The 14,629-nt window shown below is 37.3% G+C and carries 9 protein-coding genes; 6 read left to right on the plus strand and 3 right to left on the minus strand.

What is annotated here, in order from left to right; translation table 11 throughout:
• The first annotated feature begins 47 nt into the window (after positions 1 to 47).
• The gene (bcp, locus tag LEP1GSC195_RS12190) at positions 48 to 521 is read left to right on the plus strand and encodes a thioredoxin-dependent thiol peroxidase (RefSeq protein WP_015681784.1); all 474 of its coding nucleotides are present in this window, start codon (positions 48 to 50) and stop codon (positions 519 to 521) included.
• Positions 518 to 1,996 (plus strand): leucyl aminopeptidase, encoded by a 1,479-nt coding sequence (locus tag LEP1GSC195_RS12195; protein WP_015682027.1) that lies wholly within the window; start codon positions 518 to 520, stop codon positions 1,994 to 1,996. The genes bcp and LEP1GSC195_RS12195 overlap by 4 nt, the downstream gene beginning before the upstream one ends.
• Before the next feature lie 97 nt (positions 1,997 to 2,093).
• Here LEP1GSC195_RS12195 and LEP1GSC195_RS12200 read toward each other — a convergent pair whose 3' ends face one another.
• From LEP1GSC195_RS12200 to LEP1GSC195_RS12210, 3 genes are read right to left on the minus strand one after another with little or no spacing between them, the layout of a single operon-like run.
• Positions 2,094 to 3,311 (minus strand): MFS transporter, encoded by a 1,218-nt coding sequence (locus LEP1GSC195_RS12200; protein ID WP_015681910.1) that lies wholly within the window; start codon positions 3,309 to 3,311, stop codon positions 2,094 to 2,096.
• Positions 3,312 to 3,361: 50 nt separating this feature from the next.
• Positions 3,362 to 5,932 carry a SpoIIE family protein phosphatase gene (locus LEP1GSC195_RS12205; protein WP_015681133.1) on the minus strand — a complete coding sequence of 857 codons (2,571 nt, stop codon included), beginning with the start codon at positions 5,930 to 5,932 and terminating at the stop codon, positions 3,362 to 3,364.
• Entirely contained in the window at positions 5,929 to 7,530 is a 1,602-nt protein-coding gene (locus LEP1GSC195_RS12210; RefSeq protein ID WP_015682556.1) for a Ppx/GppA phosphatase family protein, read from the minus strand. The genes LEP1GSC195_RS12205 and LEP1GSC195_RS12210 overlap by 4 nt, the downstream gene beginning before the upstream one ends.
• A gap of 144 nt (positions 7,531 to 7,674) precedes the next feature.
• On the opposite strand from LEP1GSC195_RS12210, the gene LEP1GSC195_RS12215 reads away from it, so the two are divergent.
• The 4 genes from LEP1GSC195_RS12215 (at position 7,675) to LEP1GSC195_RS12230 (ending at position 14,388) form a co-directional block, all read left to right on the plus strand.
• Positions 7,675 to 8,697: a rod shape-determining protein gene (locus tag LEP1GSC195_RS12215; RefSeq protein ID WP_002972591.1), complete on the plus strand. Its 1,023-nt coding sequence runs from the start codon at positions 7,675 to 7,677 to the stop codon at positions 8,695 to 8,697.
• Between the two features lie 336 nt (positions 8,698 to 9,033).
• Entirely contained in the window at positions 9,034 to 9,213 is a 180-nt protein-coding gene (locus LEP1GSC195_RS12220; RefSeq protein ID WP_015682212.1) for a hypothetical protein, read from the plus strand.
• Positions 9,214 to 9,352: 139 nt separating this feature from the next.
• The gene (locus LEP1GSC195_RS12225; protein ID WP_232227839.1) at positions 9,353 to 10,150 is read left to right on the plus strand and encodes an FRG domain-containing protein; all 798 of its coding nucleotides are present in this window, start codon (positions 9,353 to 9,355) and stop codon (positions 10,148 to 10,150) included.
• Positions 10,147 to 14,388 (plus strand): NACHT domain-containing protein, encoded by a 4,242-nt coding sequence (locus tag LEP1GSC195_RS12230; protein ID WP_015680625.1) that lies wholly within the window; start codon positions 10,147 to 10,149, stop codon positions 14,386 to 14,388. Before LEP1GSC195_RS12225 ends, LEP1GSC195_RS12230 begins: the two co-directional genes overlap by 4 nt.
• Positions 14,389 to 14,629: the final 241 nt, after the last annotated feature.

The raw sequence follows: 14,629 nt of genomic DNA on the forward strand, positions 1-14,629 counted from the left end.
ACAACTGAATTTTGTCTAAAAGAGTGTGATTACCAGGAGAGAAATATATGTTGGAAGTCGGCAAAAAAGCCCCCAATTTTACAAGTAGCAACCAAAATGGCGAAAAAGTAAAACTCGCAGACCTAACAGGAAAAAATGGGATCGTTGTCTATTTTTATCCGAGAGACATGACACCAGGATGTACAACAGAAGCTTGTGACTTCCGAGACAATTTTGCAAGGCTCAAAAAATTCGGATACAATGTGATTGGAATCTCCAAAGACAATCCAAAATCTCATACCAAGTTCATCGAAAAACAAGAAATCAATTTTGACCTCATCTCCGATGAATCGGGGGAAATTTGTGAAGCTTATGGGGTTTGGAGAGAGAAGGTATTTATGGGAAGAAGGGGAATGGGAATTGTAAGATCCACCTTCCTTTTGGACAACTCTCTCAAAATCAAAAAAATCTATGACAGCGTGAAGGTAAAAGGACACGTTGAAGAAATCATCAAAGACATTCAGGAAATCCAAGGGAAATGAAAATAGAAATCTCTCCGCTACAAATCCAAATCGGTGCACCCAAATCTGGCTCTTATTACAAACTCATCCCTATCTTCCAAGAAGATGTGAAAGAAGAATTGGGAAAAAAATTCCCAGTCCAAATTGAAACCAAGGTTTTTTCAGGGGACCTGGGAAAAGAATTTCGAGATGAATCAGAACAAACCATTTATCTCGGATTAGGTGAAAAAGAAAAACTTAACTTTAGAAAGTTCATTTCCCACTTTTTTAAATATGGAGAAAAAATCCTAAGTTATGATGGAATGGGTCTTGAGATCATCATCTCCAAATCACTTTCCAAAAAATTCTCGGCCGACCGAATTGCCTACCAAATTGCCAACACACTTTTTATAGGAAGTTATCCTGTCTCTGTTTTACAAACAAAGAAAAAAGAGAAAAAGAAAGTGGGAGCTGTTTATTTAAAATTTGAAGACAAATCCGCTGTAAGTTTAGCCGAATCTGGACTTTCTAAAAGTAAAATCGTCGCCAAACACGTCAATGGTGCTCGTCATATTGCTCACTTACCAGCAAACTACTTCACTCCCGATGACTTTGTTTCTCGGTCAAAAGAAATTGCCAAAGAATACAAACTATCTGTAAAAGTTTGGGATGAACCTCAATTAAAAAAAGAAGGTCTTGGCGGGATCCTAGCCGTTGCCCGCGGTTCGGAACTCCAAGGAAAAATGGTGATTTTGGAATACAAACCTGCCAAAGCCAAAAAGAAATTTGCCATTGTCGGAAAAGGTTTAACCTTTGATACCGGCGGAATTTCTCTCAAACCCCCAGGGGAAATGCATGAGATGAAATACGATATGTGTGGGGCTGCAGCCACCATACACGCGATTGGTGCCATTGCCGCACTTGAACTTCCGATCCATATTATTGCCGCTATCGGAGTAGCGGAAAATATGCCGGATGGGAAAGCCATCAAACCAGGTGATGTTTACACGGCTTACAATGGAACCACTGTAGAAGTACAAAACACAGATGCCGAGGGAAGGCTTGTGTTGGGTGATGTTCTTTCCTATGTTTCCAAAAACTACAAACCAGACTATATGGTGGATTTAGCAACACTCACAGGAGCTGTCATCATTGCCCTTGGTCATGAGGCGGCGGCGATCCTTACCAATTCAGACCCACTTCGAGAAGCACTCTTTAAAGCCTCTGAAGCATCGGATGACCGAGTTTGGGAACTTCCTCTTTGGGAAGAATACGGCGAAGATTTGAAATCAGATATTGCTGATCTAAAAAATATCACTGGCGGGGGAAAAGGGGCAGGAACCATCTCTGCTGGAATTTTTCTTTCCAAGTTTGTGGATGAATCCATTAACTGGGCTCATATTGACATTGCCGGTGCTGCTTGGAGAAAGAAAAAATCGGGAACACAATTCCACGGACCTACCGGATACGGTGTGCGACTGTTAGTGGATTTGGCAAACGAGTTGTCTAAGAAATAAAATTCTTAAGCAACATAAACAAAAACGGCGGGGGAATCTGCTTCTCCCACCGTTCTTTTCCTGCCAATCAACTCATTCACCAGAGCAAACTCTTTTTTTATTTTGGATGTTTACTCATTGCAATTCGATTCACATTGTACATTAAGATCACGGTAATCAAAATTGCCAAAGCTACAACATAACCTAATATATCATACCTTTCCATATAACCACTAGAAGTTTGTACAACGATGAGGCCAGCAACAGTGGCTGCTATTCCACCTGAGATCTGTTGGACGGAGGAACTGATTGCCATAAAGGCACCACGATCGTGTAAATCGGGAACGGCAGAGGTGAGAGCATTGGCCGATATCATTCTTGCTGCCACAAAAACAAAAAGAATAGAATTGATAAATATGACCGTAGGTAAAGGTGTGATCTCCATTTTTGTGTAGTAAATGATGACCACAGCTGCAAAAAGTGAGGCAACCACAAACATTTTGTATTTTCCTATCCAGTCACTCAATCTACCCATGAGTGGACCACCTAATATAGAAACAATTCCTGTGACCATATAAACCAAAGGTAAATCTTCTAATTTTACTCCCAAATTGTGAACAGAAAATGCAGAGCCGAAAGGCATAAGCATAAATCCACCGGTAGCAAGTAAGGTTGTTGCAATATACGCAGGAAAGTATTTTGGTTCGGTGAGTGTTTTCACTAAATGCAAAAAAGCATGTCTTTCTGTTTTGTTATCCAAATGAGTTGTGAGAGGTTTTAAAAAGAAAACTATCACAAACCCAACGGTTCCACTGATGCCGGCGATCATTAAAAAAGGTGACTGCCATCCCCATAAATTGGAAATAAAAATACCGATGGGTAGTCCAAAGACTTGGCTTGCAGCAAAGGCTGTCATGATAAAACCCATAACCCTACCTCTTACCTGGAGAGGAAACAAATCAGCAACGATGGCAAAGGATATGGAAGAGATGACCCCTGCAAAAACACCAGTCAAAATACGTGCAACAAATAAAAAGAAATAACTATTTGCGATTCCGCAGAGAAAGGTAGCCACCACAAATCCTATGTAAAAAAATAGTAACATTTTTTTGCGATCAAAACGATCCGCAAAACCAGCAGCAAGAATTCCAGAAACACCTGCACTGAATGCATAAGCAGAAACTACAAATCCAAACTGTTGGGTTGAAATCTGTAACTCTTTCATAACCAATACTCCAAGCGGAGAAAGGATCATAAAATCAAGGACGACTGTGAATTGCAAAAAAGCCAGTAAACCAACTACAAAAACATGATATGCAGAGAACTTAAAAACCATTCTATTTCCTTATTCTGATCTATTCACAAATCCCAATGTTATTCTGCAAACTAAAGTTCTTTGTCCAAAACTTCTTTTAGTTTCAAATATTGGGAATTTTCAGGAGCAAGCCCCCCCAAACGATCCAGAATTTTTCGAGTCCGGTCTTTGTTCTTCAAAAGCCTGTAACATTCTATCAAATTAATAAGATTTCGGATATGTTTTGGATCCCTAGCACGTAACCTTTCTCCAATTTCTACCGCCTTACTTACGTTTTTTGACTTTCTATATGCATAACTCAATTGTAATAAAATTTCATTGTCAGTCACAAAATAAGGAAAAATGGATTCTAAGGATTCTATAGCAGAATCAAATCGTTTCAATAAAAGGGAAATGCGAGACTTTTCCCTGAGTAAATTGATCCGCACATCATCTTCCAAGTTTTCATTGGCTAACATTCGTTCTATGGTTTGATAAGTTTCCTCTGCATTCCCTGATTCCAATACAGATTGGAGTTCGGAATATAAAAAATGATCTGTTCCCACAGAAGTAAGTGAAGAGGACACCATCCTTTTAGCTGAACCCATCCATTCCAATCGCAGCAAGGTCAAATCATCAGAAAAACTTCCGATTGATTGTAGGTTCTCAACAATCTGTTCTAATTCCCCTTTCGACTCCCCTACCACTTGTAAGAACTTGGTTTCATCCTCGTTCATCACACGCGATCCATCTGAACCCGTTTCCAAAATCAAATCATCTCGGCCGTCTGAGCCGATAAAAAGAACATCCCCTTGTTCTAAAACAAAAACCCGGATGCGCACATTCCCCGCCATCCCTTTGGTTCCAATCTTACGAAGTTCCAACTCTTCTTCGATAAAGGAAGCAACACCATCCCTGTACAAAACAGTCCAAGGATGTTCAGCGTTAAGATAATACAAAACACCTGTATCTTCTTCCACAAGACCAAGGACAACAGAGACCAACATCGAACCATCAAAGGATTCAAATATGGTTTGGAGTTCGTAAAAACACTCTTTGATCCATCGTTCTGGAGATTTGGACTGGTTATCGAGTAGAAGTTGTGTCCGTTTGATAAAGGATAAAAAAACAACACCTAACACAAGAGCACCGCCGGCCCCTTGGATGGATTTTCCCATCGCGTCTCCGTTAATAAAAACGAAGTATTTTTTACCATTGAGAACAATGTCATCGCAGATGATGAGGTCTCCTCCAATCTCTTTGATTTTTCCTTTGAACTCAAACTCTTTCTTTTGTTTGGTGTAGGACTGGATTCCAATCATTGGCGAATGGGATTTTTTGGAGTCATTTAGCGGATCGAGAAGTAGTGAAGTTAAAAAGTAATCTCCATCTTGTTGGATTTTTAATTCCTGAACCCGAGTGAGGGTTTCTTGCAACTCGTTTGTCCTTTCGACCACCTTTCTTTCTAAGTTGGCATTCAATTCTTCCACTTGTTTGTGGACACGTAAAAATCGATTGGCCAACACAACAGCAATTCCAAGTACAAAGAACAAAAATCCAAACCTTGATAGATTTAAATTTTGGATGGGGATGAGTCCAGAGGCACCCAAAATATCCCAAATCGCAGTAAATATCAGAAACAAAATACCAAATAACAAACGCTTGGCGTCTTTATTATCCTTCATCACTGCCCGAATTGTGATATAAAACAAAACCACGCTGAATGCCAAAACTGATCCTTGCCACACCCGTAAAAGAATCATGGAACTAGCTCGGTTCACAAAAATTTGCAAAACTGCCAAAAAGAGACTGAATATAAAATATCCTTTTGTGATAGGGCTAATCCGTTTCCGAAAGAAAGCATCAACGAATAACAATAGCCAGGTGGGTGTCAAAAACACGATAAAGTATTCTATTTTAGTAGTGGTAAAAGGATCCACATCCCACCGGTAAATGGCTTGGGACCTAAAATACATATAAGCAGATAAAAACACAGCAAAGAGTGCAAAGTAAAGATTATATGTTTCATTGCGGCGTTTCCAATAAAACAAACCATGATAAATCCCAACAAAAAAGTATAAAAATAGCAACATAAACGTTGCATACTCATCCTCAACTTTCTCCAATACCGTATAACGATCAATGGATGATCCAAAATCATTAAAAACTTTATAAAAATTTAATTCTTCACCCGATTCTGCCGCAAGAAGGACTCGGATTTCATTGTTCCCGACTTTTAACAAATTCCGAGAAAGTTTGATGAGAATATTTCGTTTGTATCCGCTCTCAGTGATACGATCGTTTTCTAAAACTCCGCTTTTAGCAACTAACTCTCTATTTACATACACTTTGTACACATTGGTAAGATAAGGAATGTGTAGGGCAAAGGAATCCGACTCTGTTTCCTTAAAATCAATTTCAGACAAAAGGAATGGTTTTACCATTGTGATTTGTTGTAAAATTCCATCCGGAAAATCTAACTGAGATTTGATGGAAACAAGGGGAAGGGATTCTAATGGAATCCAACCGACACCTGTAGGAACTTCAGATTCCAACCAACCCTTTTTGACATTCCAGTTTTTGGTAAGGTCCACAGGCAATGCCCAAAGAGAGAGGGGAAAATAAAGAAAAAGTAAAAGGAGGATTCTAAGATATAAATTCATAAAGGGAAGGTTTGAAACTCTAAGGATACAGAGTATGTTTCTTCAAATAGATCTTTTTTTTCTGCCACAGACCAAATTTCCAAATTAGGATCTGTTCCCTTTTTGTGATACAATCGACAAAGGACCTTTCCCCTTTCTGCCACGGCATCCAGGCGTTCGATGATTGATTTTTCGGAACGATCCAGTCCATCTCCGATTCGTAAAAAAGCGGCCAACTTTTTGACAAGGAGTTGGTCTTCCACTCGTAAAGCCTTAAACTCTTCGTGTTTTCCTTTGGGGCCACCCTTTCTGTGATAACGTGCTAGAAGTGCTATGATTTCAATTTCAGCATTGGAAAAACCTACCATAGCTTCTGAGTTTTTGATGATATAATAACTATGTTTGTGGTAGTTGTGGTGAGAAATACAAAGCCCTACTTGGTGCAAATAACAAGCGGTTTCCAAATAATCACGTTCCAAATTCCCTAGTTTGTGTAAATCTTTCAAATCATCAAACATCTGCAAGGTAATCTTTGCCACAGCCGCCGCATGCTGTTTTCCGGCCGGATAAAGATTGGCAACGGTTTTGATAGCTTTTTCTCGAATATTGTCTAAAGGGGGAAGGGAGGAATCAGTATGTCTGTACCAAGATTCAATCGTATCATAAACAATTCCTTCACGGAGGGCAAAATCACTCACAGTAATGGACGGAGCTTTGATCCTTTGTAAAACTTCATCCAAAACCAAAACCCCACCAACGATGATATCTCCCCGTTTGGCATCAAGACCAGGAATTTTTAATCTTTTTTTGATACTGTCGGCATCTAATACTTGTTTGCGGGCCTCTTTAAACTGATCGATTGTAATTTCTGTTCCGTTCAATCTGTCCCTTTTTTCCATTTTCTTTTCCAAAACAATAGACGCTACAGAGGAAATCGTTCCCGAACTTCCCACCACCATAAAGGGTTTCCAAATTTCAATCTGGGGTAAAAAAGCAGATAACACCGATTCAATGTGTATTCGACACTTTTGCATATCAGTCGCACTCAAAGGATCTTTCTTGAGATACTTTTCTGTCAAACGGATGGCCCCGAGTTTCAAACTGGTAGAAAAAAGAATCTCACCCTTTTCCCCAATCAGGAGTTCAGTACTCCCTCCCCCAATGTCAATGAGAAGGATTCTTTTGTCAAAGACCGGTAGACCTTGTAATATCCCCAAATAAATGAGGCGTGCTTCCTCATTTCCTGAGATGACTTGGATTTGGATTCCTGTTTCCTTCTCGGCTCGGTTTAGAAATACCTGGCGGTTCTCTGCTTCTCTGAGGGCACTTGTGGCAACTGCTCGGATTTCAGCCTTATAGGAGTCTGCCAGAGACTGAAATCGTTTGAGACAAGCGATCCCTCTCTCCATGGCATCTTCCTGGATAACCGCATAATCACTGCTACCGCTTCCAAGCCTTACCGATTCCTTTTCTTTGGTCAGATATTCGAGTGTACCGTCCGGTCTTAGTTTTACGACAACGATGTGGAAAGAATTTGTGCCCAAATCAATGGCAGCGAGTATCTTTTCCGTGCGAAATGCGGGATTGGGTTTTCTTAAGATTTGTGAGAAAGGAAGCATTTTGTATCTAACTAGCCTAGCGAAAATTTTTACGGTTGAAAGCAAAAACCAGCCGAAAATTATGGGGAACGGGTAGAATTATATTATTTTGGTGTTAACCCACCTGAAATTCCCCCTTTCGTACTTCTTTCACCAGGATCTGATATGATATTTGATAACCTCTATGGACTTTTCTCGAACGATATGGGAATCGATTTGGGAACCGCGAACACGCTCGTGCATGTGAAAGGACAAGGAATCGTCCTATCAGAACCGTCGGTCGTGGCAGTCCAGGCCTCTACGGGTCGGGTCCTTGCCGTTGGCCAAGAAGCCAAACGAATGCTAGGAAGAACTCCTGGTGACATCGTTGCCATTCGTCCCATGAAAGACGGGGTCATCGCCGACTTCGAAACTGTAGAAAAGATGATTCGTTACTTCATCGCTAAAGTTCACAACCGCACTACATTTGTAAAACCGCGCATCGTCATCGGAGTTCCTTCTGGAATTACCGAAGTAGAAAGACGGGCCGTTCGTGAGTCCGCAGAACAAGCGGGTGCTCGGGAAATCTTCCTCATCGAAGAAGCTCTTGCCGCGGCCATTGGTGCGAACATCCCCATCCATGAACCAGCAGGGAACATGATTGTTGATATCGGCGGGGGAACCACAGAAATCGCTGTGATCTCTCTTGGCGGTATGGTGATCGCTGAGTCCATTAGAACTGGGGGCGACGAATTTGATGAAGCCATTGTCAAATACCTCCGTAACCAATACAACCTAGTGGTCGGAGAAAGAACTGCCGAGGATATCAAACTTACCATCGGTAATGCCTTCGCAGACAAACGCGTGGACACGATGGAAGTAAAAGGTCGTGATGCGATCTCTGGTCTTCCACGTACTCTCGAACTTGATTCTAACGAAATTCGTAAAGCTCTCAAAGAACCAACAGACGAAATCCTAGACGGAATCAAATCCGTATTGGAACGCACTCCTCCGGAACTTGCGGCCGACATCGTAGAACGAGGAATCGTTCTTACAGGTGGTGGTTGCCTTCTTCGTGGTCTCGAACACTACCTCACCAAAGAAACAGGAGTTCCGGTCTTCCGTGCCGAAAACCCACTGACTTGTGTGGTACTCGGAACCGGTCGATACTTGGACGAATTGAAATACATCAAACCAGGAATCCGATAAAAGATATTTCTGATTTAGAAAACAACTCTGCAATCCTTCGGATGAAACTCTCACTCTAAGGATTAAGGTCGAAAAGGGAACCTTTGGTTCTCTTTTTTTTTGGGCGCACATTTCCGGCTCTCCGCTCCAATCTTTGCTCCGCAAAGGATTTCCGCTTCTATCCGGGGCGCGGGAAAGCTACTATCCTCAATTCAGAAATTTGAATGAGTCAATTTACTTATTGAAAACGAATTTTCCTCTTTTCGTTAATCAAATCCCCGTTAGATTTTGTTTTGTCCTAGGTTTATGGTAAACTAATATTGTTATAGGACAAGAAATCTTAATTTTGGCATTTTTATGAATGATAATTTACTCAAACTCAAAGAATATAAAGAGGTATCGAATTCAAACACCGGCTCTGATAAAAAACATTTAGAACATAAGGCGGAACTTTTGGACAAACAGATTGATGCGCTGGTGTATCAGTTGTATGGGTTGGATGAGGAAGAGATTGCGATTGTGGAAGGGGCGGTGTGAGAATATCACAGTATTTGATTAGAGAAAATAAGTGCCGTATACTGAGATAAATTTTACTAATGTGGACGAATTTTGGGAATATCTTGATCCGAGAAATCCTTTGAAGAAAAATTTTCCTGTCGATGTTTGTAAGAATATCATGTATAGAGGGCAATCGGATTCGGAATGGACATTAATACCTTCAGCCTTGAGAAGTAAGATTCGAACCTCTAGGAGAATGAAAATAAAAGACTATGAAAATGCACTAAAAGAAGAATTTTCTGTCTTAAAAGATTTTATCACTCACCCTTCCTTTGAATTGCCAAAAGGATTGCCGGGGATCGACAAACGAAAGATCTTCCATGATGTCAATATTAACACATTCTTCAAATATCCAGAAAATTTACTTCATTGGCCAATCGAACCATATGATGCTTTCTCAGCTTTCGTTCAGCACCAGAAAACGAAAACATCTCTTTTAGATTGGACTAGCCGATCTTATGTGGCAATATTTTTTGCTGCGATTGGGCATCTAGATGTTGATCCTGCCCTAAAAGAAACCAAAATTATTGCTGTCTGGATATATTTACATCATGAGAATACACGGATAAAGATTTTTGAACCTTTATCAACTGAACAAAACATAAAAGCACAATTTGGAAAGTTTAGTTCAGTTAGTCAAGAGATCGATTTTTCTGATGAAATTAGATATGAAACCTTAGATTCACTTCTAGATAAATCGCGTCTTTTCAAAATTACCATAGATAAAAACTTTTCGCCAAATTTATTACAATACTGCAAAAATCACTTTATCGATTATGCTAGTATGTATCCAACAAATAAAGATAGCATAACTAAAGCAAACGAAGACGAAAAAAAAATAATAGAAATTATGAAAACAAATCAGAAAGAATACGTATTTTTAGATCCCACAAGTGATGCATTGGATACAATATGAATATTGAATTATTAATACGTTACTCATTAGAAACTTTAAATGAAAGAAGGAATGGCGATACTGTTTTTGACAGTCTTTGTTCGGAAGTGATACGGAAAAAAATTGATCCAGATTTTTTTCCAGCAACAGGCTTAGATGCTGGAGGTGATGGCGGAATCGACGGTTGGTCAGAAACTCAAGAAGGTAAAATAAAATACGCATTTTCAATCAATAAACAATGGACACTGAAATTGAAGGAGGAAATTGAAAAAGCAAATAAACAAAAATTCAGAATACTACGTTTTTTTACAAACCAGCCCATTCCACAAAGAATTAAAGAATCAAAAAGCGAAACCGAAAAAACAATTTCTTTAGAAATCTATGATTTAGATAATTTAGTCGAAATTATCAATAAAAACCAAGAGTTAGGATCTATTCTAGATCTTCCATCTATTGAAAATGCAATCAAAATAGATTATCTTCAAAGAAATAACCAATTCAATATATCAGCAAATGAAATATCAACCTACCTACAAAGAAATGTTTATGAAATTGATTCGAAAAATAGAGAATTATCATCAAAATCTATAATTGAGTATTGTAAAAATCTTCCTGAATATACGATTCTCGAAGCTCGGGCTGGATATGGAAAAACACTTTGTCTAATATCTTTACACCAGGCAATTCTTAGAAAAAGTACAGAAGTCAAAATTCCACCAGTCTACATTGCATTACGTGATTATACCATTGGGAAACTAATGGATATGGTAGAAACGGGTATGGCAGCGAGTGGTGCTTTCCAAGTAAAAGATGCCTTGTTGCTCCTTGATGGATTCGATGAAGTATCAGAAACCAATCGATCTGCCCTTCTAAAAGAAATCAATCAAATCACAATTCAATCACCTTATATTCGCAAAGTAATACTCAGCGTAAGAGAAAATACTTATGATTTGTCTCAATTTACTAATAATGATTGGCAAGACTTAAAGTTTATATACTTGCAATCATTAGACAACGAAGATATACAATATCTCTTGGATACTCAAAGGATAACAACTTCGAATAGAGAACTTTTTACAAGAGATCCAATCTTTATTTCATTCAAAGATAATATTTTCTATGTAAGCAAATTATTGGATTTTTTTGAACAGAAAGGAACTCTAGCAAATAGTATCATTCAACTTTTTGAATTTTTAATTGAAAACGAGATCCGTAAAGTATTTCGTAAACGGGAAAATTTCACTGAAATTCAGAATTCTTTAGAGTCACTAGCATTATATATGACTCTAAATCAAAAGACTAAAATAAGAATCGAAGAAATCGATAAATTCCTTTCACTGCCAAACTCTCCATCAACCTTTGAATTTTCTCATAAAAATCTACAGGAATATTTAGCCGCCAAAAAGATAAGCCGACAACCAATCGAAATAGTGAAAAAACTGATTGCACGCGGAAATCAAATCCTTCCCTTTATGACGAATACCTTCGGCTTTCTATTGAATCTTTTCAACACTGAAATAAATTATTCTAAATTTGAAGAGATTTTAGATTGGTCTTTGCTAGGTGAAGGCAATGCGAGAAAATTGCTCCAAATCGAACCTGATAAAATCACTAAAGACATAAATCTAAAAATATTCAAATCAACAATCAACCAAGAAGCAAAATCTGGAAGTGTATGGAATATTCCATCCAACCTGGAAGATTTTTGCTTAAATGGGGATGCGAGGAACGAAAATATTCAATTCCTCGTTGAACAACTTGAATTAACAATTAATTCGGATGAATTCTTCTACTATTCAATCGTATTACAAAGTATCTTGTATAAACATAGCAATGTGCTCTCCGATCAACAAGAATCTAAAATAAAATCTGTTTTATGGAATTTATTGGATTCGAAAATCAACAATAAAAACCAAGAAAAAGTGGAATATATTCTAAGTGTTGTTTCAAAATTCAAACATTGGGAATTTTCAAATGAAGATGATTACCAAAAAATAAAAACAAAACTTTTTGAATTGCGAAACAGCGATACGATCTTCGATAATTTCTGCAAAATACTCCTTCATTCGAATTTCGAAATAAAGATAGAGCAATACCAAGAATTTTTAAACTATATTTTAGGAAAAAAATTGAATGAAATCCATCAAGTTGCAAGGAACTCACCTACTCAAATAGATGACGATTATAGTTTAAATTATGTTAAAGTTTCATCATGGGGAAATTTTCTTATACTTTCTGAGAAAATGACAGAGAAGATTTCTGATAGTCTATGGATAATCTTGCGACATTTAAGAAATCATTATAATGAATATTTTATCAAATACATTAATTCAGATGAATTGGAAGAGTATCTAAAACATATTTTAAAACGGTTGGAATTTGAATTAGATACATCACAAATCAGAGAAGAAAACAAAATGTTTTTAATGGAATGGATTTTTGAGAGTGCCGATGAAGCAAGAATAAATCCAGTTCTCAACATTATAAAAAAATTTAAAAAGTCTACCAATATCCTCCAACTTCTACACGAAATCATAATCAAAGCTCCTAATCCGAGTCGAAATGTATGGTTATTTTCAGAATTAATTCAAACTTTGATTCGATCCGAAAATGATTTTGATTTATTCCAAGAATTATTTTTGGATATGAATAATGAAAGGCTCTTCCCACTTTATAAATCAGTAATTTTTGGATTAAAAAATAATCTTGAAATCTATTCTTATATAAAAATAAAAGCGCCTCCAGAAATCATAAGTGAAATAAACCTCGATCAAATAAAAATTTCGGAATCAAAAAAAGCTTATCAATCCAGACAAGAAAAAGAGAAATCCGATTATAAAATTGCATTTAATTTGGACGAGATCAAAAAAGAAATCTCATTGATTTTTGAAGTATTAAAGACAGAAGAAATACAAAGAGCCAAGTTATGGGATTTTCGAAAAGAGAGCGAATTCGAGAATATCAACCAATTTGTATTGTTTTTAGTTCGTTATTCGACTACCGATGATAATGAAATCATAGAACGATCAAAACTTCTCACCATCTTAGATTCAATGAATTGGGATTTAAGTTTTATGGATTTTTTAATTCAATACTGTTCTGCAAAATCAATCGATATCAATGAATTCTCACAAGAGGAAATAGATAAGGTAATCGATTGGATGAAGCTTGCAGTAGAGCGCTTTCCATTAAATAATGTCGCCAAACCTCTTAAAAATGTTCACCGCACATTGTCTTTTTTATTAAGAAAAATAAATCCTGAATGGATAAATTTTGACTTCAAAAAAGAGTATGGTAAAAATTTTCTCGGACTTGCCTTTTCTGGTTTTCCGAACCAATTGCACGGAGCAATTATTGTCAACTATGATTCTTTTTCCATAGATTATCTAGAAAAAGTCCTTCTTGATCGTCTGGACATTTTGAAGTTTATCATCGAGAACTTTGAAACGGGCACAAAAAACTCAAGAGTCATAATTGGAATCACTGGATACATTTCAAATCATTTAGGTTCACTTTTCCCTGGATTGCGAAAAGAAATTAAAAACAAAATCACTCAATATTTAATAGACCACATTGCCGAAGAATACTATCCTTCCATCCTCGATTGTGCCTACCAGCTTGGCTTTTCACCTTTGGATTTGGATGTAGAATGGATTAGCAAGGCATTAGTTATCGATGAAGATAGGCAAGATCTCGTGCATAACATCGCTGCTTCATTTTACATTTATGGGTCGGAACATTTTTCAAATATTGAAGGCATTTATAACCATTTATCAAAAGCACTACTGGAATCCTTCAATAAAGAAAAAGATAGTTTAAAAAAGAAAATTTTTGCAGAATACTTATTAAGAATCCATCGTAATGGCGGCAAGGTTTTCCAATGGTATGTAAATTATTTATTGTCTAATGATGCAAATCCGATTTCTTCCAGGTTTGTACGATACTCGGAAGGTGGCAAAATTTATTCAAATAATATAAACGATCTTCCTCTGATAGAAAAACTATTTGTTTATTCAAGAGAAAAAGACCCTCCAAGTGAAAGGCGAAGGACAATTCTTGATTTTGCGCTTACTTCCTATAAAGAAATGAGTTATTCGATAAATTCCGATGAAGAACTTAGAGAAATTTTACAATCTATCGAAAGAATGATTCAAAACGGTCATCCATTTATGAATCAAATAAAGTATGAAATCGAAAGTTCATTTAACGAGAGAAATTATAAACCGATGGAACTCGAAAGATTTTTAGAGTTAGCTTGATTAGATAATTTAGTTTCATTTTTTATCAAATGCAAAACTGGAGAAAAACGAATGAGTAAAACCTCAGATAAATGCTGAGGTCTAATTGTTCATTCCACCTAACGGAATTACTGTTTTTAACCTACTGAAAAAAGTGAAAAATGGGCGGCCTAATGATTCTGAAACCTCCGCAATTGTAAGCTGAAAAAAAACAGGAACTATGTCTCATTTTTGCTGTACTTTTAAATCAAGGCATTCTATC

Origin of the sequence: Leptospira wolbachii serovar Codice str. CDC, from assembly GCF_000332515.2 — a bacterium.
Classification (GTDB): domain Bacteria; phylum Spirochaetota; class Leptospiria; order Leptospirales; family Leptospiraceae; genus Leptospira_A; species Leptospira_A wolbachii.

Coding starts and splice junctions, on each gene's coding strand:
- bcp (WP_015681784.1), top strand. CDS start 48: ATGTTGGAAGTCGGCAAAAAAGCCCCCAATTTTACAAGTAGCAACCAA.
- LEP1GSC195_RS12230 (WP_015680625.1), top strand. CDS start 10,147: ATGAATATTGAATTATTAATACGTTACTCATTAGAAACTTTAAATGAA.
- LEP1GSC195_RS12195 (WP_015682027.1), top strand. CDS start 518: ATGAAAATAGAAATCTCTCCGCTACAAATCCAAATCGGTGCACCCAAA.
- LEP1GSC195_RS12200 (WP_015681910.1), bottom strand. CDS start 3,311: ATGGTTTTTAAGTTCTCTGCATATCATGTTTTTGTAGTTGGTTTACTG.
- LEP1GSC195_RS12220 (WP_015682212.1), top strand. CDS start 9,034: ATGAATGATAATTTACTCAAACTCAAAGAATATAAAGAGGTATCGAAT.
- LEP1GSC195_RS12225 (WP_232227839.1), top strand. CDS start 9,353: ATGTATAGAGGGCAATCGGATTCGGAATGGACATTAATACCTTCAGCC.
- LEP1GSC195_RS12215 (WP_002972591.1), top strand. CDS start 7,675: ATGATATTTGATAACCTCTATGGACTTTTCTCGAACGATATGGGAATC.
- LEP1GSC195_RS12210 (WP_015682556.1), bottom strand. CDS start 7,530: ATGCTTCCTTTCTCACAAATCTTAAGAAAACCCAATCCCGCATTTCGC.
- LEP1GSC195_RS12205 (WP_015681133.1), bottom strand. CDS start 5,932: ATGAATTTATATCTTAGAATCCTCCTTTTACTTTTTCTTTATTTTCCC.